The sequence below is a fragment of the Brevibacterium luteolum genome, assembly GCF_013004595.1.
In the GTDB taxonomy this organism is placed as follows: Bacteria; Actinomycetota; Actinomycetes; order Actinomycetales; family Brevibacteriaceae; genus Brevibacterium; species Brevibacterium luteolum.
Window position 1 is genome coordinate 14,708 of the sequence record NZ_JABEMC010000008.1, and the last position, 24,007, is coordinate 38,714.

Genomic DNA, 24,007 nt, shown 5'->3' on the forward strand with positions numbered 1-24,007 from the left:
CGCCTCGGGCGCGGGGAGTGACACGCGGTCAACCGCCGTCGACGTTGAGCACCTCACGGCGGTGCTTCCGGCGCCTGGGGGTCACGCGGTAGACGACGAGGCGGTACATAAGGTAGCGGAAGATGTTGCCCAAGCCGACGCCGACGACATTGGCGGAGATGTTGTCGGCCAGTGCCGAGCGGAAGCCGAGCAGGTAGTGCGAGACCCACAGACACGCCATCGCGATGAGCAGGCCGATGGCGTTGACGACGAAGAACCACACCGCCTCACGGGTCGCTGAGCGGTTCCTGCCGTCTCTGAACGTCCAGTAGCGCGAACCGAGCCAGGCGACGAGGGTGGCGAGGGTGACCGAGATGATCTTCGCCCACATCGGGCCGATCCCGAGAGCCTCGGGGCGCAGCAGGTTGAAGACGAGGAAGTCGACGCCGAAGGCGACGAGGCCGACGACGGAGAACTTCGCGACCCGCTTGGCCTCCTTGCGCATCTCCATGACCGCGCACCTGTCTGTCGTCGGGATCCGTCATTCCTGCCGTTTCCGAGATTACCGGACGCGCATGCCCGGCGGTCGCAGACCCTCCGGCTGCCCACGGTGTGGTGACGGGTACAGTGGTGCTGTGACTTTTCCCAAAGTAGGAGTGATCGGCGGAGGCCAGCTGGCGCGCATGATGGCCCCGGCCGCCGAGGCGCTGGGCGTGGGATTCCACGTGCTGGCCGAAAGCGACGACGTCTGCGCCACCGAGGTCTCCGCCCATGTGACCGTCGGCGACTACCGCGACTATCCGACGCTCAAAGCCTTCGCCGAGACCGTCGATGTCCTCACCTTCGACCACGAGCACGTGCCGCCGGAGCACCTGCGTCAACTCGCCGCCGCCGGCCACCCGTGTCATCCCGGTCCCGAGGCGCTCATCCACGCCCAGGACAAGCTCATCATGCGCGCGAAGATGGACGAACTCGGCCTGCCGAACCCGCGCTGGGCGCAGGTGAGCTCGACCGAGGAGCTCGAGGCCTTCGGTGCCGAGATCGGGTTCCCGCTCATCCTCAAGACCCCGCGCGGCGGCTACGACGGCCACGGCGTGCGCGTCATCGACGCCGCCTCCGAGGCCGCCGACTGGCTGGCCGAGGGCGCACCGCTGCTGGCGGAGGAGAAGATCGACTTCACCCGCGAGCTCGCCGTCATGGTCGCCCGCTCGCCGATGGGCCAGACTGCCGTGTGGCCGGTCGTGGCAACCTACCAGCAGGACGGGATCTGCAAGGAGGCCCTCGCCCCCGCTCCCGGTCTCGACGCCGAGCTGGCCCGGCAGATCTCTGCCGATGTGCTGCGGGTGGCCGGCAGCCTCGAGGTCACCGGCGTCATGGCGATGGAGATGTTTGAGACCTCAGACGGCTACGTCGTCAACGAGCTGGCGATGCGCCCGCACAACACCGGCCACTGGAGCCAGGACGGCTCGATCACCTCGCAGTTCGAACAGCACCTGCGCGCCGTCCTCGACCTGCCGCTGGGCGACCCGGCAGCCCACACACCGGTGACCGCGATGGTCAACGTGCTCGGCGCTGACCGCGACGACCTCTACCACGCCTACCTGCACGTCATGGCCCATGACCCGCAGGTCAAGATCCACATGTACGGCAAGCAGGTGCGGCCCGGCCGCAAGCTCGGACACGTCAACCTCACCGGCACCGACGCCGCCGAGGTGCTGCGCCGGGCCCGGCATGCCGCCGACTACATCGCCGGCACCGACCCCGACCCGCACCCGGACCACCGCACCGGGGGAGCAGAGCACCTCGTCGGCGGGGGCGCCGGCCCAGCTGCAGAAGGGAACCGTTCATGACTGAGCCAGCCACCGCTGCGAAAGCGGGCCCGGTCGGCATCGTGATGGGATCGGACTCCGACTGGCCGACGATGCGCGCGGCCGCCGAGGTGCTCGGCGAGCTCGGCATCTCCGCCAGCGCCGAGGTGGTCTCAGCCCACCGGATGCCCCACGAGATGATCGAATGGGGCACCACCGCCGCCGAGCGCGGGATCCGGGTCATCATCGCCGGCGCCGGGGGAGCGGCCCACCTGCCCGGTATGCTCGCTTCGGTCACCTCACTGCCGGTCATCGGCGTGCCGGTGCCGCTCAAGCAGCTCGACGGGATGGATTCCCTGCTCTCAATCGTGCAGATGCCCGCTGGCGTGCCCGTGGCGACCGTCTCGATCGGCGGTGCCAAGAACGCCGGCCTGCTCGCCGCCCGCATCCTCGGGGCAGGCGAGTCAGAGGACGCTGCTGCGATCCGGCAGCGACTCGATGGCTACCGCAACGAACTCAAGGCCACCGCCGAGGCCAAAGGCCGCGCGCTGCTCGACCAGCTCGACGGCTGACCCCCACTCGACCCGACCCGGCACCTGGGTGCCGGAGCATCACCTGACAAGGAGAGACATGTTCGACATCTATAAGCTGAGCGAGGACCACGAAGCGATCCGCGAAGCCGTCCGCGAGGTCGTCGACGCCAAGATCGCCCCGCACGCAGCCGACGTCGACGCCAGCGCCCGCTACCCGCAGGAAGCCCACGACGCGCTCGTGGCCACCGACTTCTTCGCCCCGCACATCCCCGAGGAGTACGGCGGCGTCGGCGCTGATGCGCTGGCCACCGCGATCGTCATCGAAGAGGTCGCCCGCGGCTGCATGTCGTCGTCGCTCATCCCAGCGGTCAACAAGCTCGGCTCGATGCCGGTGCAGATCGGCGGATCCGAGGAGATCAAGCAGAAGTACTTCCCGGCTGTCGCTTCAGGTGAGTCAGGATTCTCCTACGGCCTGTCCGAGCGCGAGGCCGGCTCTGATACCGCGAGCATGAAGACCCGCGCGGTGCGCGACGGGGATGACTGGGTGCTCAACGGCGTCAAGACCTGGATCACCAATGCGGGTGTGTCCGACTTCTACACCGTCATGGCCGTCACCGACCCCGATGGGCCGCGCGGACGCAACATCTCCGCCTTCGTCGTCGAGAAGTCCGATGAGGGCTTCTCCTTCGGTGAGAAGGAGCGCAAGCTCGGCATCAAGGGCAGCCCGACCCGTGAGCTGTTCTTCGAGAACTGCCGCATCCCCGGCGACCGGATCGTCGGCGAGGAGGGCCAGGGACTCAAGATCGCACTGCAGACCCTTGACCACACCCGCGTCACCATCGCCGCGCAGGCACTCGGCGTGGCCCAGGGTGCGCTCGACTACGCGATCGGCTACATCAAGGAGCGCAAGCAGTTCGGCAAGCCGGTCTCGGAGTTCCAGGCGCTGCAGTTCATGGTCGCCGACATGGGCATGAAGCTCGAAGCCGCCCGCCAGCTCACCTACGCCGCCGCGGCCAAGAGCGAGCGCAACGACGACGACCTCGGCTACTTCGGTGCTGCTGCCAAGGCGTACGCCTCGGATGTCGCCATGGAGATCACCACTGATGCCGTGCAGCTGCTCGGCGGCGCCGGCTACGTGCAGGACCACCCGGTCGAACGGATGATGCGCGATGCCAAAATCACCCAGATCTACGAAGGCACCAACCAGATCCAGCGCCTCGTCATGGGCCGCAAGCTGCTGGGGTGATGTGACGCTGATGGGGCCGGTGCGGACGCGTTACGCGTTCACACCGGCCCCATTATCGTCTCCGGATTACTCTCCGTCCTGTTGGGTCAGCCGATCGCCGACAAGATGAGGAGATAGGTGCTGACGACGCCGATCATGACGAGCACCGGCGGCACCGTGTAGCCGACGACCTCACCGAACTTCAGCTTGAAGTTCGCGAGGTACGGCAGCGCGAAGAACGGGATGAGGAGATTGAACACCGCGTCACCCATCTGGTAGGCCTGCATGACCAGGCTGAAGTCCGCCTGCAGGTCGAGTGTGGTGGGAACGATGTACGGAGCCTCAATGACGAACTTGGAACCGCCGGACGGGACGGCGATGTTGAGGATTCCCGAGTAGAGGAACGCGATGAACGGCCAGGTCGTCGCGTTCGAGATGGCGGTGAACGCCTGCGAGATCAGGACGCCGAGTCCGGTGGCACTGATGAGGCCGAAGATTCCTGCGTAGAACGGGAACTGCAGGATGAATCCCCACGTGCCGGAGATGCCCTCACGCACGAGTCCTGCGTAGTATTCAGGGCCCTGATTGGCGCACAGCAGAATGCCGAGGGTCAGGAACAGGAAGTTGTAGGCGTTGAGGTCGAGGCCGGCGATGCCGGTTGCAGCGATATTGAGGATGCTGAAGGCCAGACCGATGCCGCCGACCACGATCATGACGATGCGGCTGGCGTTGGCGCGCTGTGCCGGGGTGTTGCGTTCGACGATCGCCGAGGCGGCACCTGACTCAAGCTCCTCGAAGACCGAAGCGTCGACCTGCTTCATCTTCGTCTGGTCCTTCGGGTGCATCAGCAGCATGAAGATGATGCCGACGAGCATGCAGGCGACGAGCAGAAGGCCGAAGTCCGGACGGACGACGGTGTCGGTCAGCGGCACGGAGACCGGGGTCGCTTCGACGTGGGAATCAGGCACCAGATCGCGCAGGTACTCCGGGGTGGCTGCATACAGCACTGCGGCTCCGGACATGCCGGCTGCTCCGGGGACCATGCACATGAACAAGGTGGCCACGAGGACCGGTGCGTGGAGTTTGATATCGCGCTTCTTCGCCTCGGCCAGGAGCTCCTTGCCGAGGACGATGCCGCCCATCATGCCGAGTCCCCAGTGCACGAAGCCGAGGAGGCTGGCAACGGTTCCGGCCAGGATGATCACCTGTGTGCGGTTCTTCGGGATCCGGGCGACCCAGGTAAGCAGGCGCTTGGCCGGGGGAGAGGTGGCGACCGCGTTGCCGGTCGCCAGCAGCACTGTCATCTGCATCGTGAATTCGAGCAGGTTCCAGAAGGAACCCGTCCATGCAGACACGAGCGTGACCTCTTCGGCATCCGATGACCAGAACGAGGTCCCGGTGAGGAAGAAGGCGAGCGCGCCGACGATGATGGTCAGGGCTAAGCAGATGACGAACGAATCCGGCATCCAGCGGATGAACCAGGCAAGGTACCGGTCGAGGAACTTTGGCTTACGTTCGAGGTTGGTGGTCGAGCTCATGTGTGAAGTTCTCCTTGGAAAATGTGCGTGCCGGCGGGCATGCGCGAATGACGCTGGGCTCAGCTGTGCTCGCGCAGCTGCTTCTTGTTGATCTTGCCGACGGCCGTGACGGGCAGAGCGTCGGTGAGGTGGACGTACTTCGGCCGCTTGTAGCTGGAAAGCACGTCCCGGGAGGCGTTGATGATGTCGCCGGGCTCGACACCCTCACGTGCGGGTACGACGTAAGCGGTGACCGCCTCACCCCAATCCGGGTGAGGAGTGCCGACGACAGCGACGTCTTGGACGAGATCGAGCGCAGACAGCGCCTGTTCGACCTCGCTGGCGTAGACGTTGAAGCCGCCGGTGATGATCATGTCCTTCTTGCGATCGACGAGGTAGACGTAACCGTCTTCGTCCATGTAGCCGAGGTCGCCGGTGTAGAGCCACCCGTTGCGGACTGTCTCCTCTGTCGCTTTGGGACGGTTGAGGTAGCGGTCCATGACATAGGGCGCGCTTCCGATGACTTCGCCGACCTCATGCGGATCGCAGTCGGTGTCGTCATTGCGCACGACGCGCACGGCGGCCATGAGCGAGCGCTGGCCACAGCTGCGCAGCCGTTTGGGGAAGCGGTCGGCGTCGTGGTCGTCTTTGCGAAGGCGTGTGAGGAAGTTCGGTGCCTCGGTCTGTCCGTAGAGCTGCATGAACACCGGGCCGAAGATCCGCAGTCCCTGACGCAGTCGCTCCTCCGAAATGGGGGAGGCGCCGTAGAGGATCGTCTGCAGTCGGCCGGGATCGAATTTCGGGCGTTCCTCGGTCGCATCCAGAAGCCGGTTGATCATGGTCGGCACCATGAACAGATACGTCACGCCACCGGTCTCGATCTTGTTTAGGGTGGACTCCATGTCGAACTGCTTCATCACCTCGACAACGGCTCCCTGCAGCAGACCGGCGAGTGCAAGGACGCCTGCGCTGTGGGGGAGCGGCGAGGACAGCAGCAGGTGATCGTCAGCCGTGATCTCGGTTTCGATGACGTGCGAGAGGAGATTGGAGGCGAAGCCCTTCTGCAGGTGGACGACACCCTTCGGCCGGCCGGTCGTGCCTCCGGTGTACATGATCAGCGCGATATCCTCGGCGCTGACAGCAGGCAGCTCCTGTGCGGCATCTGCTGTGAGCGGGCCGTCGGCGTCGGCCACCGCGACACGTCGTTCGTCGGAGACGCTGAGGATGAGCTTCTCCAGAACGGATTCGCCTGTCGCATCGGACAGCGTGCCTCTGCGAGCATCCGATGTCAGCACCAGCTTCGCACCGGAATCGGATAGGATGTAGGTCATCTCTGCTGGCGAGAGCATCAGGTTGATGGGGACTTTGGCAGCGCCGACGGATGCGATCGCCAGGTCGGCGACGAGGTATTCGGCGCTGTTGTCCAGCATGATGGCCACCGGGTCGCTGGCTTTGACCCCTCGTGCGATTAGAATGCTGGCGACTTCGCGTGCGGCATTGTGCAGCTCCCGGTACGTCCAGGTTCGTCCGTCGGCGATGACGGCTGTGCGGCTCCCGTGCTTCTTGACTGCCGGCAGAACCAGGTCCCGGATGACATCACATTGCATCGTTGCGACTCCCTCTCCCTTGAGCGATGTGGCCCGCGCCACGTTGTCAGTCAGGATGTCGCACGCATGCAGGGCTGGCTATGTGAATCGGGTACAGACTTCCGGCCGTCGCCTGTCAGATCGTCACAGGGCTGTCGTTGGTGTCGTGCGGGCCGCTAGCACGGCAGCCATGCGCACGGCAGTCTCCGCGCGATACCGGTCGTCGGTGCGGGCGAAGCTGAGGTCGAGCAGTTCTTCGATGCGGGCGATGCGGTTGCGCACAGTGTTGTAGTGCACGTGGAGCTCGGCTGCGGTGTCGCCGAGGTGTCGGTCGTTGGCCAGGTACGAGCTGATGGTTGTCATGTAGTGCGTTCCGTGGCGCTCGTCATGGGCAATGATCGGCCCGAACGTGTCCGTCACCATCGCCTGGAGCTGGGCATTAGGGATGCTCGCCAGCCCCTGAAGACCCAGAGCCCGGGCGCTGGCGAACCCGTCGATGCTGGTCTGCGGGTTGGACATGCCCACGGTGCATGCGGCCCGTGCTTCATCGTAGGAGATGGACACCTCATGCAGCTGTTCTGTGCGACGTCCGATACCGGCGACGAATCTGCGGCTGTCGCCTGGGCTTCCTTCGGCCGTGCCTTTTCGCTTCCGACGATGCTCTTCGCGGCCAAGCAGATCTGCGATCTGAAGTGAGAGCTCTTCTTCCGACCCGCCGTTGCCGATGATGACGACAGTGGACTCATCGCGATGATCGACAAGATAGTCCGGGAACGTCGTGCGCAGGTCGCTGTGGAAGCGCTCAGAGATCTGATCGGCCTGGTCCCGTGCTCTGATGACGATAACCCGTGCATCTGATCCGATCGGTGAGCACCCGATGAGCGCGAGTCGCCGCTGAATATGGGCCGAATTGGTAAAGTTGCCGGTCAGCAGCTTCTCCTGGAGGTCTCCGCGTAGCGTCTCGATTGTCGCCGACCGCTCGCAGAGGCGCAGCAGCTGAAGCTTGAGCGCATGAAGAGCGATCCGGGCAGACGGCTCGGTGAGGGTCGTGTCCTCATCGACGCAGGACAGGTGCACCGTCAGTCTGCTCTGCGGGCTGAGCCGGCTGGAGATTTCTACTCCATGGCATGATGCCCGGTCTGGACCGGATGCTCCGATGACTGAATTGTGGCGGTCATGCAGTTCGATCCGGGCGTTGAGGTAAACCGCGACTGCATCCAGAGCGTGATTGACCGCCGATGCCGAGCTCAGCAGCTCGACCAATTCGATGGCCGACGTCAGGTGGGAGTCGGCTGCTTCGGCTCGTCGCCGGGCGTCGCTGGCCCGAGCTTCTGCCAGGCGGACGCGATCGAGCTGCGCCAGGCGCACCGAGAGATGGTCGGCGATCGACTCCAGCTCGTCGATGTCCTCTGAAGTCCAATTCCGCTGCCGTCGGTCTGCGGCATACAGCACCCCAAGCGCTGCGTCGTGTGCCATGAGCGGAGACACGAGCACTGACCCGATCTTCTCGTTGTCGATCAGCCGTTTGGCGGGCACCCTGCGTGAGTCGTGCAGATAGTTGCTGCTCTTCTGCGTGCGCTGCAGCGACGCAGCCTTCCCGCCGATTCCCTCACCGACGGCCAGATGCCAGTCCGCTGCCATCTCTGGCGTCTGAAGTCCGTGGTGGGCTCCGATGTGCATCTCAGCATCAGCCTTGACCACACCCGTCCATGAGATGTCGCACTGCACCACCGCGACGACATGGCGGACCGCCGCCTGCATCGCCTGAGTTGAATTGTTCGCTGTCAGAAGGGACGAAAGAAACTGTCCCGTTTCAGCTGCCATCGAAGTCCGATCTGCGAAGTGCCAGTGGAGCCCTCATCTTAGGGGAGCCTGCGGCACAGCGAGGGGGCTTCTCACAGCTTGTACACGACCGACTGACAGCAAGACACGCGGACACTCGCAGCCGGATTCTCCCAGGCAGTCTCAGGCTTGAGCGCTAACCTGGTTCAGTACCGACGCGACGTCCCCGTGCGGCGCAGTTGCCGCACCCCGCGTCACACCGCCTCCGGAGCGTGCGACCTGCCCCATGACGAGGACGTGAGAGCGCACGCCAGCAGACGGGAGGCAGCCGATGGCCGAGCGCAGGCCCCTGAAGTACATCGACCCGGTGCGCTATCCGGAGCATGCCAACCAGCCGGTGCGCAACGCCCGCGGCTGGATCCTGCTCGCGTCAACGGTCCTCGTGCCCGGCTCCGTGCAGTCGCTGTTTCGGGTACGCCGCTGGGCGAAGATCTCCCTCATCCTCACCCTCATCGGCTGGGCGCTGCTGCTCATCGCCGCGCTGACGGCGATCTTCGCCCGCGGCTTCCTCATCACCTTGGGCACCAACCCGTTCGTGCTCACCGGCGTCACCGCCTTCCTCGCCGTCTACACGCTCAACTGGATCGTGTGCCTGCTCGACACTGTGCGCCGGGTGAAACTCGTGACGCTGTCACCGAAGGTCCGCCGCACATTCCTGGCCGCCAGCCTCGTGTGCACGCTCGTCATCGGCGGGGGACTGGCGTGGGGGACGATGATGATCAACAGCCAGCGTCAGCTCATGACCGATGTGTTCGCCGCCGGCTGGGGTCAGCGCGCCGTCGACGGCCGCTACAACATCCTGTTGCTCGGCTCCGACGCCGGCAAGGGCCGCACCGGCATCCGGCCTGACAGCCTCTCGCTCATCTCGATCGATGCGAAGACCGGCAAGGCTGTGAGCATCGGGATGCCGCGCAACATGCAGAACGTGCCCTTTCCCGAGGAGTCGCCGCTGCACAAGCACTATCCGCAGGGATTCAACTGCGGCGACGAGTGCATCCTCAACGCCGTCTACCAGCAGGGTGAGAAGCACGCCGACGAGTTCGACGGCAAGACCCCCGCCGGCATCCAGGCGACCAAGGACGCCGCCGAAGGCATCACTGGGCTCAAAGTGCAGTATTACGCGATGATCGACCTCAAAGGCTTCGAGCAGCTCATCGACGCCATGGGCGGCATCGACATCGTCTCCGGCAAACGCGTGCCGATCTCCTCGAAGGTCAACCCGAAGACCGGCAAGCACGGCCCGGTCAAAGGCTGGATCGAACCCGGCGAACAGCACCTCGACGGCTACCACGCGCTGTGGTACGCCCGCTCCCGCGAGTTCTCCAGCGACTATGAGCGCATGGTTCGGCAGCGCTGCGTGCAGCAGGCGATGCTCAAGCAGCTCGATGCCTCGACGGTGATGCTGCGGTTCCAGGACATCGCCAAAGCCGCTCCCGAGGTGGTCTCCACTGATATCCCGCAGCTGCAGGTTGATAAGTTCGTCGACCTGGCGATGAAGTCGCGGGAGCACCAGATGGAATCGCTCAACCTCACCCCGCCGAAGGTCAACCCGACCCACCCGGACTTCGGTGCCGTCCACGAGCTCGTCTCCTCGACGATTGAGGCCTCCGAGAAGAACGCCGAGGACACCGCCGCGGGCCTCTCCGCTCTGGCTGGCGTGGCCCTGGCCACCGGCGGCATGCACATCACCGCAGCCCAGCCGGAGGGCGGCAATGGCACGGACGAGGACGACAAGGCCATCTGCCACGTCCCTTGACCGGTCGTCCAGCCCGGTTTCCGCACTGACTCCCCACCGCCTCGGCGGCGGTGCTCCCGTGACCCGGATGTCAGCAATCTCACCGAGTTCGCAAGGGGATCACAAAAAATTTTCAGCCCTCTCGAAGCGCATGAACACGCGGAACGACATCGTTGTAATTCTTCTCACGAGGGATTTTTCAAAGCGACACGCCGCGAAGTATGTAACAATTCTGTCATGTTGAGCTGATTCGTCATCTTGCCAATGACGGCAATCACTCGTGAAGCCTATCTTCCCTGTCTTCCTCGCAAAGGCTGAAACGATGAGAATACTGATACCCGCTGTGGCGACGTGTGCCGCAGCCGTCATGACCTCGACCCTGGGACTGGTGTTGCCGGCCTCGGCCGACACCGTCACGCCCGACGTCGAGAAGAAGTCGCTGACCGATGTCAGCGAGCCAGGTCTCGAAGCCCCCGGCGCCCGCGCAGCCTCCGGCAGCGCAGCCGATGCGGCGAATCAGTCGATGACCAATCTGCCCAACCTCATGAAGTCCGATGCGTTCATCCAGCAGATGAGCGTCGGCAGCTCCGGCGTCTTCGGCGCCAGCGCCGCACCGATGAGCACCGCCCCGGGCGAGCTCGGCGGCGGCGAGGCCCCTGAAACCGGAGGCGGCTCGGACGAATCCACCGAGGCCCCGACTGAGACGAGCAAGCCGGACATGTCCGGCAGCGTCCAGGAGAAGACCGAAGACGGCGTCAACATCGCTGCGATCTCCGACGTCCTCGACGTGCCCGCCGGCCGCTCCTCGGTCATCGGCGCGGCCTACCAGGGCACCACCAACGTCACCATCGAGGTGCGCGTGCAGTCCGCCGACGGCTGGTCGCCGTGGGAGGAAGTCGAGCACGAGAACGGCCAGGGAGAGGGCACCGAGGGCACTGAGCCCTTCATCGTCAACTCCGCCACCGCCGTGCAGATGCGCGTGCTGGGCGAGGCCGCGCCGCAGAAGGCCGAACTCGTCCTCGTCGACCCGAAGTCCTCACCGGCAGACGCCGATGCCGTGGCCAGCAACGCCCCGGTCGTTGACGCCGCTGGCGCGACTGACGGCGCTGAGACTGAGGGAACTGCTGACACCGGGGCCGGAGATCCGGCCGGGGAAACCGATGCGCAGCAGCCCGAGCACGACGCACAGAACGCCGCCTACGTCCCTGGTGACGCCGCTGTGGCGAACACCTCGTTGAAGAAGGTGCCCAAGCCCTCGATCGGCTCCCGCAAGTCCTGGGGTGCCAAGGAGAGCCTGCGCAAGGGCAAGCCGAGCTACGCCAACGGCGTCAAGGCCACCGTCATCCACCACACCGCAGGCTCGAACAACTACAAGGCCTCCGATGTGCCGGGCATCCTGCGCGGCATCTACAGCTTCCACACCAAGGGCCGCGGCTGGTCCGACGTCGGCTACAACGTGCTCGCCGACAAGTACGGCCGCCTGTGGGAGGGCCGTGCCGGAGGACTCGACCGGGCCGTCATCGGCGCCCACGTCGCCGGCTACAACACCGGCACGTTCGGCATCTCGGTGATGGGCACCTTCGAGAAGTCCGCACCGCCGAATGAGACCCTGCGCGCCGTCGAGCACGCGATTGCCTGGAAGCTCTCGGCCAACGGCGTGCCCGCCAAGGGCAAGACGACCGTGGCCGGCAAGCGGATCAACACGATCGTCGGTCACCGGGACCTCGGCAACACCTCGTGCCCGGGAGCTGCTTTCTACTCCAAGATCGGCGGCATGCGCAATGCCATCGAGAAGATGCAGAAGGACGGTTCGGGCCCGAAGGAGGAGAAGCCAAAGGAGGACAAGCCGAAGCCGAAGCCGCCGAAGCAGACTCCGATCGACAAGTACGCCGAGAAGAACGCCGACAAGCTCGGCAAGGCCACCGGCAAGGAGTACGGCTTCCAGGGCGGCACCGCCCGCGACTTCGAGAAGGGCGCGGTCTTCCACAAGAACGGCAAGACCTTCCTGCTCAAGGGCGCGATCCGGAGCATGTACAAGGATTCGATGCGCGACACGCTCGGCTTCCCGACCTCCGATGAGCGCGGCGGCCTGAAGAACGGCGGTGTCTACCAGAAGTTCGAGAAGGGCTCGGTGCACTGGACGAGCGCCACCGGCGCGCAGCCGACGCACGGCATCCTGCAGAAGTACTGGGGCTCGAAGGGCTACGAGAAGGGCCACCTCGGCTACCCGACTGAGGCGCCGAAGTGCTCCGACGGCCGCTGCGAGCAGGTCTTCGAAGGCGCTCGCCTGGTCTGGGCCAACGGCTACGGCACCACCGAGTTCTCGCCCACTGGTTCGATCGAGGGAGGGGCCCGGGATCACAACCGGGCCTCGCCCCCGGGCGACGACAACGATTCGCCTGCTGACGACGGGGAAGGTCCAGCAGACGACGACAAGAACAACAAGGACGATAAGAAGAAGGACGATTCCAAGAAGAAGGACGATTCCAAGAAGAAGGACGATTCCAAGAAGAAGGACGATTCCAAGAAGAAGGATGATTCCAAAAAGAAGGATGACTCCAAAAAGGACAAGCCCAAGAAGGATGAGAAGAAGTCCAAGGCTCAGCAGGAGAAGGAGCTGCGGGACAACATCATCAAGACCGCCCGCAAGGGCATGGGCGTCCGCTACGTCTGGGGCGGCAACACCACCAAGGGCTGGGACTGCTCGGGCTACACCGTGTGGGTCTACAAGCAGAACGGCATCAACCTGCCGCGCCACACCTCGGCGCAGAAGGCTGCCGGCAAGGTGATCCCGGCCTCGCAGGCCAAGCCCGGTGACCTCATCTGGGTCCCTGGCCACATCGGCATCGTCTCCGAGACGAAGGGCCAGATGTACGACGCCGGCTCCAAGCGCACGGGCACCACGAAGCGCTCGTACAGCTGGATGCTCAAGCGCGGCGCGGTCTTCGTCCGAGTCATCGACTGACACCACTGCCACAGGCGCCTCGCACCCTCCCGGTGCGGGGCGCCTGTTGCATTCCCAGGACACCTCGGCGTCACCTGCGGTTCACAGCTGCCGCCTACGGTTGGTCTTCGTCCTCGTGCAGCCCTAGGCTGACACCATCGAAGCGAAGGGAAAGACGTGCGGTTCCTGTCAAACACAGTTCAGCGCTACGCCTGGGGGGCACCCAGCGGCATCCCCGAGATCCTCGGCCAGCCTGTCACCGGCGAGCCGGCCGCAGAGCTGTGGATGGGCGCCCATCCTGTCGCCCCCTCCCAGCTGCTCGACGCCGACGGCCAGCCGGTCGCCTCGCTGCTCGAATGGGTTGAGACCGCACCCGAGGCGACACTTGGGAAGGCATCGATCGGCGCCTTCGGCAACCGGCTGCCGTTCCTGCTCAAGATCCTCGCAGCGGAAACCGCCTTGTCGATCCAGGCGCACCCATCGCTGGACCAGGCACGTGCCGGCTACGCCCGCGAGAACGCCGCCGGCATCCCGCTCGATGCTCCTGAGCGGAACTACAAGGACGATTCGCACAAGCCCGAACTCATCTACGCGCTCACCGAATTCCACGCCCTGTGCGGTTTCCGCCGTCCGGAAGCAATCACTGCGATGCTCGACCGCTTCGCCTCAGCCCTCGACGCCGCTGGTGAGCAGACTCAGCTGCCGGCCCTGGCCGATTGGCGCGACGCCCTGGCGTCTGAAAATCTGCAGCAGGCGACGGGCCTGCTGCTGCGTGAACGCGACACCTACGGCAGTCTCGCCGACACGCTTGCACACATCGCCATAGACCCGGTGGCTGCCGACGATCCGTCACATGCAGGCTCGGCCGTCGACCCGGCCCTGACCCTGCGGGAAGTCCAGGCCGATTTCCCGCACGATCCCGGCGTGCTCGTCGCGCTCATGCTCAACCGGCTGCGGCTCGAGCCGGGCCAGGCGCTGGCCCTTGACGCCGGGATCCTGCACGCCTATCTCGGCGGGCTCGGCATTGAGATCATGGCCTCGTCTGACAATGTGCTGCGCGGCGGACTGACGAGCAAGCACATCGACGTTGAGGAACTCGACGCCGTGGTGAGCTACACACCCGGCCAGCCTGAACTCGTCACTGCTGATGATTCCGGCGTGCTGCGCGGGCCGAGCGATGATTTCGCCCTCCAGGTCATCGACACCGCCGAGGACCAGGAGATCCACCGGGCCGGGCCGGCCCTCCTGCTGTGCACCTCGGGCACCTTCACCTGCAGCGACGGCACCCGCCTGCAGGCAGGCGACTCCGTGTTCCTCGCTGCCGAGGCCCCGGCGCTCACCGTCACCGGCTCCGGGCGGCTGTTCGTCGCCACCACCGGACTGCCTGATCAGTCCTGAGCTACGGGAACGCGCGCACTGTCGCGGATCGCCTCCTGGTCGTCTTCCGTTCTGAATTCGACGACGATCTCTCCGCCGATTTCGGAGCGGGGGAATCCCACGAAGCCGAGCTGGTGGGAATCGGGGAGGAGACGTCGCGGGAGGACGGAGTTGAGGCCGTGGTCGACCTGCTCTCCACCGGGATTCCGGTAGACCGCTGACGTGACCGGTTCGATGCTTCGGTCGTAGGAGTGGAATCTGATGACGACGACGAGCAGCTGTTCGTCATCTGCTGACTGGGCAGCCGACAGCACCTCGAAGCCAGCGATATCGCGGGACGTGACCATCTTTCCGTCGCCGATCACGAGGCGCTCGCCGACGCTGGTGCCGTTGGCTGAGAAGTCTGACAGCTTCCCGTCTTCGAACGTGAAGTCTGCGTAGTCGGTGCACCTGCCGTGCTGACACACCGATACCGCATCGTCAGCGACTTCGACATCGCTGCTGCGATGATCCAGCCCGTTGGCGTTGTTTGCCCTGGCCACATTCAGCTGATGAGCGAGATAGCGGGCCGCCGTGGAATCCTCGACAGCGGTGTCCGCGGCGTTCTCGATCTCCGCCGGATCGCTCGAGGCGAATGCGGTGAAGTACGCGTCGACGACTGCCTTTTCCGATTCCGGTTCAGGCTCCGGAGCAACCCCGCTGCATCCGGCCAGCAGCAGTGCGGACCCGGCGGCTGCGGAGACGAGTGCGCTGATCTTCATGACGTCCTCACAGAATGGGAGCTGATCGGGAGCCGGCCGCCTCCGGCGAGGCGGCCGGCAGCCGACAGCGTCTAGAGCTGCATCTCCGGCACATCGCCGTCGACGTTGAGGGTGGCGCCGGTGGCCTCGCGGATCTCCTCGATACTGACACCGGGGGCACGTTCGACGAGGGTGAACGAGTCGCCCTCGACGTCGAGCACGGCGAGGTTCGTGATGACCCGCTGGACCACACCCTTGCCGGTCAGCGGCAGCTCGCACTCTTCAAGCAGCTTGTGCGAGCCGTCCTTGGCGACGTGGTCCATGATGACGAGGACCTTGCGGGCGCCGTGGACGAGGTCCATCGCTCCGCCCATGCCCTTGACCATCTTGCCGGGGATCATCCAGTTGGCGATGTCGCCGTTGACGGCGACCTGCATCGCCCCGAGGATCGCGACGTCGATCTTCGATCCGCGGATCATCCCGAAACTGGTGGCCGAGTCGAAGTACGACGAACCCGGCAGCATCGTGACGGTCTCCTTGCCGGCGTTGATGAGGTCGGGGTCGAGCTCGTCCTCCGTCGGGTACGGGCCCACACCGAGCAGGCCGTTCTCGCTCTGGAGCACGAGGTGGACGCCCTCGGGCACGTAGTTCGGCACGAGGGTCGGCAGCCCGATGCCGAGGTTGACGTAGGCGCCGTCGGGCAGCTCCTGGGCGGCCCGTGCTGCGATCTGCTGTCTGGTCAGTGCCATCTCAAGCCTCCCGTAGGGTCTTCTTCTCAACCGGCTTGTCGGCGGCCTCTTCGGGGCTGAGCACGACGATCCGGTGGACGTAGATGCCCGGCAGATGCACGTCATCGGGTGCGATCTCACCGGCTTCGACGATCTCCTCGACCTCGGCGATCGTGATCCGTCCGGCCTGGGCGACCGGCGGGTTGAAGTTCCGGGCCGAGGAGTGGAAGACGAGGTTGCCGTGGCGGTCGGCCTTGGCCGCGCGCACGAGCGCGAAGTCGGCCGGCAGCGACTCTTCGAGCACGTACTCCTGCTTCTCACCGAAGGTCTCGAAGGTCTTCGTCTCCTTGGCGGGGGATTCCTTGACGACGTTGCCCTCGGAGTCGTACAGCCACGGCATGCCGCCCTCGGCGACCTGCGTGCCCGCGCCGGTGATCGTGTAGAAGGCCGGGATGCCCGCACCTGCCGCGCGCAGCTTCTCGGCCAGGGTGCCCTGCGGGGTGAGCTCGACTTCGAGCTCGCCGGAGAGGTACTGGCGGGCGAACTCCTTGTTCTCACCGACATAGGAGGCGATCATCCGCCCCACCTGCCCGGATTCGAGGAGCATGCCCAGTCCGCGGCCATCGAGGCCGGCGTTGTTGGAGATGAGCTCGAGATTGTCCGCGCCCTGGTCGCGGAGTGCGCGGATGAGGTACTCGGGCACGCCGACGACCCCGAATCCGCCCACTGCGATCGTCGACCCGCTCGCAATGTCCTTCACAGCCTCAGCTGCTGATGCAACTACTTTGTCCATGCCACCATTCTGGCATGACCCGGATCACATCGAGACGGCAGGTCCGCTCAGCGTCACCGTCCCCGCCACCAGCGCCGCAAGCACTGCTGCCAGCTCCTCACCATCCACCGGGATTCCGGTGGTCTCAAGCTCCGTTCCCGAGGCGGTGGGCACCTCCCGGCTGTCGCTCGCCACCTGCTCGCCGCGAGGCAGTGTCAGGCTGATCTGGGTGCCGGGGATCGGGCACACGTCGGGGTGGGCCCGGACCTCGGAGTTGAAGTCGATGCAGCCCTCCGGCGCCTCGGCTGCCAGCGCAAGTGCCGGTGCCGCGTAGACGAAGACCTCATCTGCCTCAGTGGTGATCTCATCTGCGGCATGCGATTCATCAGCAAACGCGACCCATTCCGCCTCGGGCGGCTCCGAATCCGCGCCGAGCAGCGCCACCGGCGCATCGAGTCCGAAGGCGGCCAGCATCGCCGCCAGTGCCCGCCAGTGCAGGGGACCGGTCTCGTCGAGCACAATCCCGACACCCAGATCCGGGCCGACTCCCGCCTCGGCGAACAGGCTCGTGGTCTTGTACACCCAGTTCGCCACCACCGTGCCGGTGAGTTCCAGCCGCTCACTGCTTTCCGGCAGGTAGGTGAGCACCGGGTAGCGGCGAGAGGAAAGTGCGTCGATGAGCTGCTGCATGGGGTCCTTTTCTTCTCAGGGCTGCGGGTGGGCGAGTTCGATCGAGAGTCTCGCACCGGTCGGGGAGCCGTTGTCAGCCCAGGTGTACTGGGTGCTGGCCTGCAGGTCCTCGCACCACAGTGCGGACTGCAGGCGGTCGACGAGGGCGCCGAGGCCGAGGGTCGCTTCGATGAGAGGGTGCCCGCCGGCGACCGACCGTGCTGGGGAGTCGGCAGGGGAGATGAGGATCTGTCCGCCGGAGCCTGCGACGCGCATCCGCCACGCCGACTGGCCGGGGGTGCGGGCCGCACCGCGGCGCACGACCGCCAGGGCACGCGAGACCTTCGTGAGGATGTCGTCATCACCGTCAGCCGAGGCCGGTGCGACGTCGAGGCGCCCGCACCCGAGTGACCGGTGGACGGCTTCGACGTGACCGTAGCGGAACCAGTCCTCGACGAACTCCCGGCCCAGCTCCTGTGCGCTTCCCCCGTCTGCACGCACATGTGCACCCATGCCGCGCACGACGGCAGCCGGCAGGCCGCGCGCGGCGCCCTTGACGAGGTCGGCAGCAGCGGCGATCTCATCGGCGATCGCCCGCACCGTCACGCCCTGCCGCCGCCCGGAGTCATCGAGCCGCCCGCGCTGGTCATCGAGCACTTCGATTCCGGCCGCGCCGATGGCGATGTCGGCCACGCCTGCCCGCCATGGCCGGGAGGTCGAATCGGAGATGACAATGCCGAGCGTCGCGCCCAGCTCGCGTGAAAGCTTCGCCCGCAGCTTCTCAGCCGCCGCATCCGGATCATCCGGCTGCAGCAGCACAGTGCCACCACCGCCTGCACCGTCCCGGGTGCCGGTGTTCGAACGATCGAGCCCGCCGGCGGCCTGCACGGTGCCGATCGGGGTGCGGGTGATCGCCACGGTCGCAGGGCCGCGGGCAGTGTGAAAGGTCCGCGCGGCCACAGTCCCGGTCGAATGCTCGGTGACGAGGCGTTCGAACTCCGTGCGGTCTGCTGCGGTGCGGATGAGCCCGTCGGCCTTGGCGACGAGCTTCGAGGCTATGACGAGGATGTCGCCGTCCTTGATCTGGATGCGGTTGTTCGCGATCGCCCAGGAGATCTCGACGGCCAGGTCGTCACCGGGTGAGATCTGCCGGATGCCGGGGATCGCGTAGGCGGTCAGCAGCCGGCTGGAGGGCGGCGGGGTTGGTGCGGGGCCGTTCATAGCCTCCATCATGTCACCTTGCCCTCAGCGGTGCCCGCGCCAACAGGTATGGCGAGAAAAACCGCAGAGATCACAGAATGGCACCAGTTGTGGTCAGTGCATGCCACGGGCACCATATGTAGTGATAAAGGGCACTCTGGGTTGGAACACCCGTTCGAATGGGCTGCGGCTGGGTCCTTTGAATACCAAACAGGCGCTTGACTAATAGGTAATGACACGCGTGTAATTTTAGGTACGGGAAGGCCGGATGTCCGTACAGAAGCAGGGGAACGGCACTGAGGTTCTCCAGCGCTTCACGGCATCCGGCAAGCGAAAGGGGAAGACCGTGACTACTGCACGCAACTACGCGAGACAAGAGCAGCCGGCACTGCAGCCGGCCGTCTCCGCACCGGGTGTGACCGCGCGAACCGCCGAAGACTGGTTCGTCGATCCGACCCGCGCCACTCCGACCATTGTTCCGGATCCGCTCCAGCTCGATCCACTCGACCTGAGCCCAGTGCCGGGTGAGCCGACCCCATCGGAGAGCCTGGCGGCCGTCTCACCGCTGTCGCTGCTGCTCGGCGACGCCGACGAGACTGCGCTGAGCTGGCAGGACCAGGCGCTGTGCGCCCAGACCGATCCCGAGGCGTTCTTCCCTGAGAAGGGCGGCTCGACGCGCGAAGCGAAGAAGGTCTGCGCCTCCTGCGAGGTCCGCTCCGAATGCCTCGAGTACGCGCTGCAGAACGACGAGCGCTTCGGCATCTGGGGCGGGCTGTCCGAACGCGAACGGCGGCGACTGAAGAAGCGGGTCGTGTGAGTTTCAGTGTTGCGGCCGTCATCCGCACCGGCGGCCACACCGTCAGCCGAGCCTGGCTGACAGCACTGCGGCACCATTTCCCTCAGATCACCTCGGTGGCGCTGCTCGACGACTCTCGGACAGCGCAGAAGCTCGCCCGCCGGCGCCGGCGGAATCCCGAACTGCCGGCGGGCGAGACCCTCACCGCAGCCGAACTGGTGTCCTCCCCGGACCTCGAGCGCGCTGACTACGTCTGGTTCCTTTCCCCTGACTCCCTTCCGGAACCCGACTGCCTCACCCAGCTGCACACCCGGCTCAGCGCCGCCGACACACTGGCCGTCGTCGGTCCGAAGATCCTGTCTGCCGACGGTGACCTCGTTTCCGTCGGCGTGACGACCACCGCTGATGGCGCCCGCTACTCACCGGTCAGCCCCGGTGAGGAGGACGCCGGACAGCACAACCGCCGCGAGGACGTCTTCGCCGTCGACGAACCCGGCATGCTCGTCGCCGCCGCCGTCGTCCGCCAGCTCGGTGTGCCCTCTGAGACCCTGTCGGTGAGCTACCGCGGCATCGAATACTGCGACCGGCTGCGCCGAGCCGGCCACCGCGTCGAAGTCGTTCCCCAAGCCCGCATCGCCATCCCGACCGAGGGAATCGGCCGCTACTACTCGTCCCCGCGCCCGCTGCCGCACAAGCACATCGTCCGCCACGAGCACCGCTACCGGCTGGCGACCGCCACCCGCGGCCGCTCGAGCATCATGCAGCTCAAACTCACGCTGCTCGCCGTTCTCAAAGCACTCGGCAACCTACTCGCCAACTCACCCGATGAAGCCTCCTGGTGGCTCGGCGCCGCCTGGGCGCTGCCGCAGGACGCCCACGCCACCCGCCGGCTGCGCCGCTACCGCACCGGAGGCAGCCTGCCGGCCAGCGTCTACGCCAGCAAACACGACCTGCGCTCGGCCCGGCGCGAACTCGCCGGAGTCGGCGGCGAGGTCGCGGCCGACCACCTGCGCGAAGACGGCGCGCTCAACACCGCCGGCGACCTCGCCGAGTTCTCCGGCATCGACATCCGCACCAAGCGCAGCCTGCTCTTCCACCCGCTCGTCGTCATCATCGTCGTCAGCTCGATTGCCAGCGCGCTCATGTTCTACCGGCTCATCGGCCCCGGCGCGATCACCGGCGGCGCCTGGGCCCGCCTCGACGTACCCTTCGCCGAGGTCGTCACCAGGATCTTCTCACCGGTCCTCGAACTCGGCCTCGGCAGCTCGACGCCAGCCGATCCGCTGCTGAGCGTCCTGGCCGTCCTCAGTCTGCCCTTCGGCGGCAGTCTTGACCTCATGCTGCGCAGCCTCTGGCTGCTCGCCCTGCCGCTGGCAGCGACCATCATGTACCTGTGTGCTGGCCGCGTCGTGCCCGCCGCCGGACTGCGGGCTCTGCTGGCCCTCATCTGGATCGCCCAGCCCGCCTTCCTCATCTCCTTGCACGACGGCCGCGTCGGCACCGTGCTGTCCTGGATCGTCGCCCCGGCCGCACTGTGGGCACTCGACCGCTCGATCCACTACCGGTCGGTCGCCGCAGCCGCAGCCTGCGGGCTCGCCTTCGCCGTCATCATGGCAGGCTCACCCTTCCTCATCGTCCCGATCATCATCGTCGTCATCACGGTCATGATCCTCTACCGCTCCACCAGCTTCATCTGGGCGCTGCTGCCCGGCATCGGCCTGTCCTGGCCGTGGCTCATCGCCGCCATCCGCCAGCCCGATGCGCTGCTGACCAACCCCGGCCGCGTCCTCGACTACGCCCAGCCGCACAGCTTCCAGCTCGCCCTCGGCTGGGCCACCCGCCCGCAGCTGGCCTTCCTGGAGAACTGGCTGCCCGCACCTGCCGTTCCGTGGGTGCTCGCCGCCCTGCTGCTGCCGCTGCTCGCCGCTCTCGTGCTCGCAGCCCTGCGGGTGCGCAACAACCTCGCCGTCCTCGCCCTGGCCGTTGTCTGCTACTCCGCAGGACTCGCCGGCGCGATCGTGCAGGCCGCGCTCGAAGGACAACTCACCGCCGACGGACTCGTCGCCTCCTTCACCGGCGACTCGATGCTGCTCATCGGCCTGGGCTTCTGTGGCTTCACCGCCGCCGCGCTGTGGCCGGTGGCCCTCGACCGCGGCTCCCGGGTGCGCAACTACGCGCTGCGCGGCCTCATCCCAGCCGGCGCACTGCTCATGATCACGGCCTTCACGCTGCAGTCCCTGCTCGTCGGCACCCCGATCCACCGCACCACCGCCTCGCCGCTGCCGGCCTTCGCCGCCGAACGCCACACCGGTGCGCTCGGCCAGCAGACCCTCATCCTGCAATCGGATGACGACCAGCTCTACGGACAGCTCGTCACCCCGGAGTCGAACACCATCCTCACCACCTCGACGATGCACGAAGCGCGCAGCATCAGCGGCCACCCCTTCGACCGCCGTCCTGTCGCCATCGACGACGCCGACATCGCACTCGCCCGCGTCATCGGCCGGCTCACCAGCGGCAGCGGAGACGACACCCGCACCGCGCTCGACCAGCTCGGCATCGGCTTCGTCGTCATCCGCGGATCCGGGGCCAGCGAACTGGCCCAGACCGTTGCCGTCTCCCCAGGGCTCACCCGCCTCGGGGCCACCGATCAGGGGCTGCTCTACCAGGTGGTGCCCGACGGATCACCGCTGTCCTCAGCCTCCGTCGTCGCCGATGACGGCAGCCTCAGCCCCGTCGAGATCGTCGACGGCCGCGGAGAAATCCCGGCAGGCACCGGCCAGCGCACCCTCATCCTCGCCGAGCGAGTCGGACTGGCCCGCGTGCAGATCAACGGTCAGGACGCCGTGCGCGAGGAGGCCCGCACCGGCGCGCCGAGCTGGCAGGCCGCCTATCAGCTGCCCGACGAGGCATCGACGGTGACCATCAGCTACACCTACCCGCAGTACGCGATCGGCGTGGGCATCGGCTGGGTGCTCGTCTTCGTGTCCGTGCTCGTCGCAATCCCCTTCGGCAACCGGTCGCGTGCCCGCACCGCCCCACGGCCGGCGACCACCGCCTCGGGCACGGCTGAACACCGGACCGACGAAAGGGTCAGCGCATGAACCGCCGCAACCTGCGCTCCGTGCTCACCTTCACCGCGATCGGGCTGCCAGGCCTCATGATCGCGGTGACCGGGTACCTGCAGCCGCTGGCCGGCGGATCCGTGCCGCGCGGGGCCGAGCAGGTGCGGCTGCCAGCCACCGACACCGTGTCGATGTGCCCCGGGCCGTTCAAGACCGAAGACGATGCTGCCGGCACCGATGAGGAGTTCCAGACCAGCGAGGTCCCGACCCCGACCGTGCGCACCGCCTCGGCGCTGACCCAGGCCCCGGACTCGACGATCCTCGCCGCAGGACTCGAATCCCGGACGCTCGGCGGCGAAGACAACTACACGGTCGGGACGACCAACGGATTCGTCTCCGGTGCCGACGAGCAGCAGGATCCGACGACCGTCACCGGTGTGGCCGAGGGTGAGAACCCTGCCCTCGTCTCCGCTGTGCAGGTGACCCGCGCCGATGACGGCGACTGGGCCGGGGTCGCAGCCCTCGAATGCGTCCGCCCGGCCACCCACGCCCGGTTCGCGACCTCCGGTGCCTCGGCGACCGACGATGTGCGCCTCGTGCTCACCAACCCAGGCGAGACGACGATCACCGCGACGACCGAGGCGACCGGCGCGCACGGCCCGATCGACATCGGCGGTGATGCGACCGTGAGCCTGCAGCCGCGCGAGCAGCGAGTCATCCAGCTCGGTGCGATCGCAGCTGAGGAACCCGAGGTGGGCCTGACGGTGAGTGCTGACGGCGGGCTCATCGGAGCAGCCCTGCAGCATGCGAAGCGCTCCGGGCTCACCGCCGAGGGCATTGAGATGAGCGGGCCGGTGGCCGATCCGGCGCGCGAGGTGTACCTGCCCGTGGCTGTCGGGGGACCGGCACGGCTGCGGCTGAGCAACCCGAACGGCGAGCCGGTCAGCGTCGATGTCAGCGCTGTCGGCGTCGACGGGCCGGTCGATCTGGCCCGCTCGGGCACCTCGATCCCGGCACACGGCACCGTCACCCTCGACATCGGCGAGATCCCGCCTGCCGCCTTGACGATCACTGCCGGAGACCGGGTCACCGCCGCCGTCGAGGTCACCCGCGACGGAGACGGCGGAGCTGACTTCGCGGTGTTCCCGGCCGTCGAGAAGCTGAATTCGCGTCAGCTGCTCATGCTGCCGGAGAACACCGGCGCGACGATGCTGTTCGGCCCCGGTGAGGGCACGCTCGGGGTCGTCGGCCTGCGCGGTGACGGCTCTGCGACCGGGCAGTTCCCTGTCGACCTGTCCGGCGACCGGGCCACCGAGGTCAACCCCGCCGAGCTGCTCGGCGACGACACCGCTGCGGTCATCATCGAAACGCCCGCCGATGTCAGCGCCTTCGCCGCCGGCGTGGCCCTGACCGGCCGGGGCATCAGCTCGCTGACCGTGCCCGATGCGCCATCGGGCATCGGCTATCGCAATATCCGGCTGACGGACTGAA

General features: G+C 66.6%; 18 protein-coding genes. 9 read left to right on the forward strand and 9 right to left on the reverse strand.

Annotation, left to right across the window (positions count from 1 at the left end):
• Window positions 1-28: 28 nt before the first annotated feature.
• Window positions 29-490, reverse strand: coding sequence for a GtrA family protein (locus HLA91_RS11185; RefSeq protein ID WP_170274737.1), 462 nt, complete (start codon window positions 488-490; stop codon window positions 29-31).
• 124 nt (window positions 491-614) lie between these two features.
• Between HLA91_RS11185 and HLA91_RS11190 the strand changes: the two genes are divergently transcribed.
• Genes HLA91_RS11190 through HLA91_RS11200 form a run of 3 tightly spaced genes read left to right on the forward strand, consistent with a single transcriptional unit; the run spans window position 615 to window position 3,566 of the window.
• Entirely contained in the window at window positions 615-1,829 is a 1,215-nt protein-coding gene (locus tag HLA91_RS11190) for a 5-(carboxyamino)imidazole ribonucleotide synthase (RefSeq protein ID WP_338076748.1), read from the forward strand.
• Window positions 1,826-2,359, forward strand: a complete 534-nt coding sequence (gene purE / locus HLA91_RS11195; RefSeq protein WP_170274739.1) for a 5-(carboxyamino)imidazole ribonucleotide mutase — start codon at window positions 1,826-1,828, stop codon at window positions 2,357-2,359. The genes HLA91_RS11190 and purE overlap by 4 nt, the downstream gene beginning before the upstream one ends.
• Window positions 2,360-2,417: 58 nt before the next feature.
• Window positions 2,418-3,566, forward strand: coding sequence for an acyl-CoA dehydrogenase family protein (locus HLA91_RS11200; protein WP_170274740.1), 1,149 nt, complete (start codon window positions 2,418-2,420; stop codon window positions 3,564-3,566).
• An 86-nt stretch (window positions 3,567-3,652) separates the two neighbouring features.
• On the opposite strand, the gene HLA91_RS11205 is transcribed toward HLA91_RS11200, so the two are convergent.
• The 3 genes from HLA91_RS11205 to HLA91_RS11215 all read right to left on the reverse strand — a co-directional run bounded on the left by HLA91_RS11205 (window position 3,653) and on the right by HLA91_RS11215 (window position 8,472).
• Window positions 3,653-5,083, reverse strand: coding sequence for a TIGR00366 family protein (locus HLA91_RS11205; protein ID WP_170274741.1), 1,431 nt, complete (start codon window positions 5,081-5,083; stop codon window positions 3,653-3,655).
• Window positions 5,084-5,142: 59 nt separating this feature from the next.
• Entirely contained in the window at window positions 5,143-6,669 is a 1,527-nt protein-coding gene (locus HLA91_RS11210; RefSeq protein ID WP_170274742.1) for an AMP-binding protein, read from the reverse strand.
• A 123-nt stretch (window positions 6,670-6,792) separates the two neighbouring features.
• Entirely contained in the window at window positions 6,793-8,472 is a 1,680-nt protein-coding gene (locus tag HLA91_RS11215; RefSeq protein ID WP_338076747.1) for a helix-turn-helix domain-containing protein, read from the reverse strand.
• Between the two features lie 289 nt (window positions 8,473-8,761).
• On the opposite strand from HLA91_RS11215, the gene HLA91_RS11220 reads away from it, so the two are divergent.
• The 3 genes from HLA91_RS11220 (at window position 8,762) to manA (ending at window position 14,567) form a co-directional block, all read left to right on the forward strand.
• A complete protein-coding gene (locus HLA91_RS11220) occupies window positions 8,762-10,246 on the forward strand; it encodes an LCP family protein (protein ID WP_170274744.1) in 1,485 nt (494 codons plus the stop codon).
• 301 nt (window positions 10,247-10,547) lie between these two features.
• On the forward strand, window positions 10,548-13,190 hold the full coding sequence (locus tag HLA91_RS11225) for an NlpC/P60 family protein (RefSeq protein WP_239557054.1): 2,643 nt from the start codon (window positions 10,548-10,550) through the stop codon (window positions 13,188-13,190).
• Between the two features lie 156 nt (window positions 13,191-13,346).
• On the forward strand, window positions 13,347-14,567 hold the full coding sequence (gene manA, locus HLA91_RS11230; RefSeq protein WP_170274745.1) for a mannose-6-phosphate isomerase, class I: 1,221 nt from the start codon (window positions 13,347-13,349) through the stop codon (window positions 14,565-14,567).
• Here manA and HLA91_RS11235 read toward each other — a convergent pair.
• From HLA91_RS11235 to HLA91_RS11255, 5 genes are all read right to left on the reverse strand, one after another.
• Window positions 14,558-15,307, reverse strand: a complete 750-nt coding sequence (locus HLA91_RS11235; RefSeq protein WP_170274746.1) for a hypothetical protein — start codon at window positions 15,305-15,307, stop codon at window positions 14,558-14,560. The genes manA and HLA91_RS11235 overlap by 10 nt on opposite strands.
• A gap of 71 nt (window positions 15,308-15,378) precedes the next feature.
• Window positions 15,379-16,035 carry a CoA transferase subunit B gene (locus tag HLA91_RS11240; RefSeq protein ID WP_170274747.1) on the reverse strand — a complete coding sequence of 219 codons (657 nt, stop codon included), beginning with the start codon at window positions 16,033-16,035 and terminating at the stop codon, window positions 15,379-15,381.
• Between the two features lies 1 nt (window position 16,036).
• Complete coding sequence (locus HLA91_RS11245; protein WP_170274748.1) at window positions 16,037-16,807, reverse strand: CoA transferase subunit A; 771 nt, start codon at window positions 16,805-16,807, stop codon at window positions 16,037-16,039.
• A 24-nt stretch (window positions 16,808-16,831) separates the two neighbouring features.
• The gene (locus HLA91_RS11250; RefSeq protein WP_170274749.1) at window positions 16,832-17,476 is read right to left on the reverse strand and encodes a TIGR03089 family protein; all 645 of its coding nucleotides are present in this window, start codon (window positions 17,474-17,476) and stop codon (window positions 16,832-16,834) included.
• Between the two features lie 15 nt (window positions 17,477-17,491).
• Window positions 17,492-18,676: a coenzyme F420-0:L-glutamate ligase gene (locus tag HLA91_RS11255; RefSeq protein WP_239557053.1), complete on the reverse strand. Its 1,185-nt coding sequence runs from the start codon at window positions 18,674-18,676 to the stop codon at window positions 17,492-17,494.
• 367 nt (window positions 18,677-19,043) lie between these two features.
• On the opposite strand from HLA91_RS11255, the gene HLA91_RS14285 reads away from it, so the two are divergent.
• From HLA91_RS14285 to HLA91_RS11270, 3 genes are read left to right on the forward strand one after another with little or no spacing between them, the layout of a single operon-like run.
• The gene (locus HLA91_RS14285; protein WP_375544692.1) at window positions 19,044-19,472 is read left to right on the forward strand and encodes a WhiB family transcriptional regulator; all 429 of its coding nucleotides are present in this window, start codon (window positions 19,044-19,046) and stop codon (window positions 19,470-19,472) included.
• Complete coding sequence (locus HLA91_RS11265; RefSeq protein ID WP_170274750.1) at window positions 19,469-22,555, forward strand: glycosyltransferase family protein; 3,087 nt, start codon at window positions 19,469-19,471, stop codon at window positions 22,553-22,555. Before HLA91_RS14285 ends, HLA91_RS11265 begins: the two co-directional genes overlap by 4 nt.
• Window positions 22,552-24,006 carry a DUF5719 family protein gene (locus HLA91_RS11270; protein ID WP_170274751.1) on the forward strand — a complete coding sequence of 485 codons (1,455 nt, stop codon included), beginning with the start codon at window positions 22,552-22,554 and terminating at the stop codon, window positions 24,004-24,006. The genes HLA91_RS11265 and HLA91_RS11270 overlap by 4 nt, the downstream gene beginning before the upstream one ends.
• Window position 24,007 lies beyond the last annotated feature (1 nt).

What these genes read in the sequence shown, in the direction of transcription:
- HLA91_RS11220 (WP_170274744.1), top strand. Translation starts at nt 8,762, where the DNA reads ATGGCCGAGCGCAGGCCCCTGAAGTACATCGACCCGGTGCGCTATCCG.
- HLA91_RS11205 (WP_170274741.1), bottom strand. Translation starts at nt 5,083, where the DNA reads ATGAGCTCGACCACCAACCTCGAACGTAAGCCAAAGTTCCTCGACCGG.
- HLA91_RS11215 (WP_338076747.1), bottom strand. Translation starts at nt 8,472, where the DNA reads ATGGCAGCTGAAACGGGACAGTTTCTTTCGTCCCTTCTGACAGCGAAC.
- HLA91_RS11225 (WP_239557054.1), top strand. Translation starts at nt 10,548, where the DNA reads ATGAGAATACTGATACCCGCTGTGGCGACGTGTGCCGCAGCCGTCATG.
- HLA91_RS11185 (WP_170274737.1), bottom strand. Translation starts at nt 490, where the DNA reads ATGGAGATGCGCAAGGAGGCCAAGCGGGTCGCGAAGTTCTCCGTCGTC.
- HLA91_RS11200 (WP_170274740.1), top strand. Translation starts at nt 2,418, where the DNA reads ATGTTCGACATCTATAAGCTGAGCGAGGACCACGAAGCGATCCGCGAA.
- HLA91_RS11270 (WP_170274751.1), top strand. Translation starts at nt 22,552, where the DNA reads ATGAACCGCCGCAACCTGCGCTCCGTGCTCACCTTCACCGCGATCGGG.
- HLA91_RS11210 (WP_170274742.1), bottom strand. Translation starts at nt 6,669, where the DNA reads ATGCAATGTGATGTCATCCGGGACCTGGTTCTGCCGGCAGTCAAGAAG.
- HLA91_RS11245 (WP_170274748.1), bottom strand. Translation starts at nt 16,807, where the DNA reads ATGGACAAAGTAGTTGCATCAGCAGCTGAGGCTGTGAAGGACATTGCG.
- HLA91_RS11255 (WP_239557053.1), bottom strand. Translation starts at nt 18,676, where the DNA reads ATGAACGGCCCCGCACCAACCCCGCCGCCCTCCAGCCGGCTGCTGACC.
- HLA91_RS11235 (WP_170274746.1), bottom strand. Translation starts at nt 15,307, where the DNA reads ATGAAGATCAGCGCACTCGTCTCCGCAGCCGCCGGGTCCGCACTGCTG.
- purE (WP_170274739.1), top strand. Translation starts at nt 1,826, where the DNA reads ATGACTGAGCCAGCCACCGCTGCGAAAGCGGGCCCGGTCGGCATCGTG.
- HLA91_RS11250 (WP_170274749.1), bottom strand. Translation starts at nt 17,476, where the DNA reads ATGCAGCAGCTCATCGACGCACTTTCCTCTCGCCGCTACCCGGTGCTC.
- HLA91_RS11240 (WP_170274747.1), bottom strand. Translation starts at nt 16,035, where the DNA reads ATGGCACTGACCAGACAGCAGATCGCAGCACGGGCCGCCCAGGAGCTG.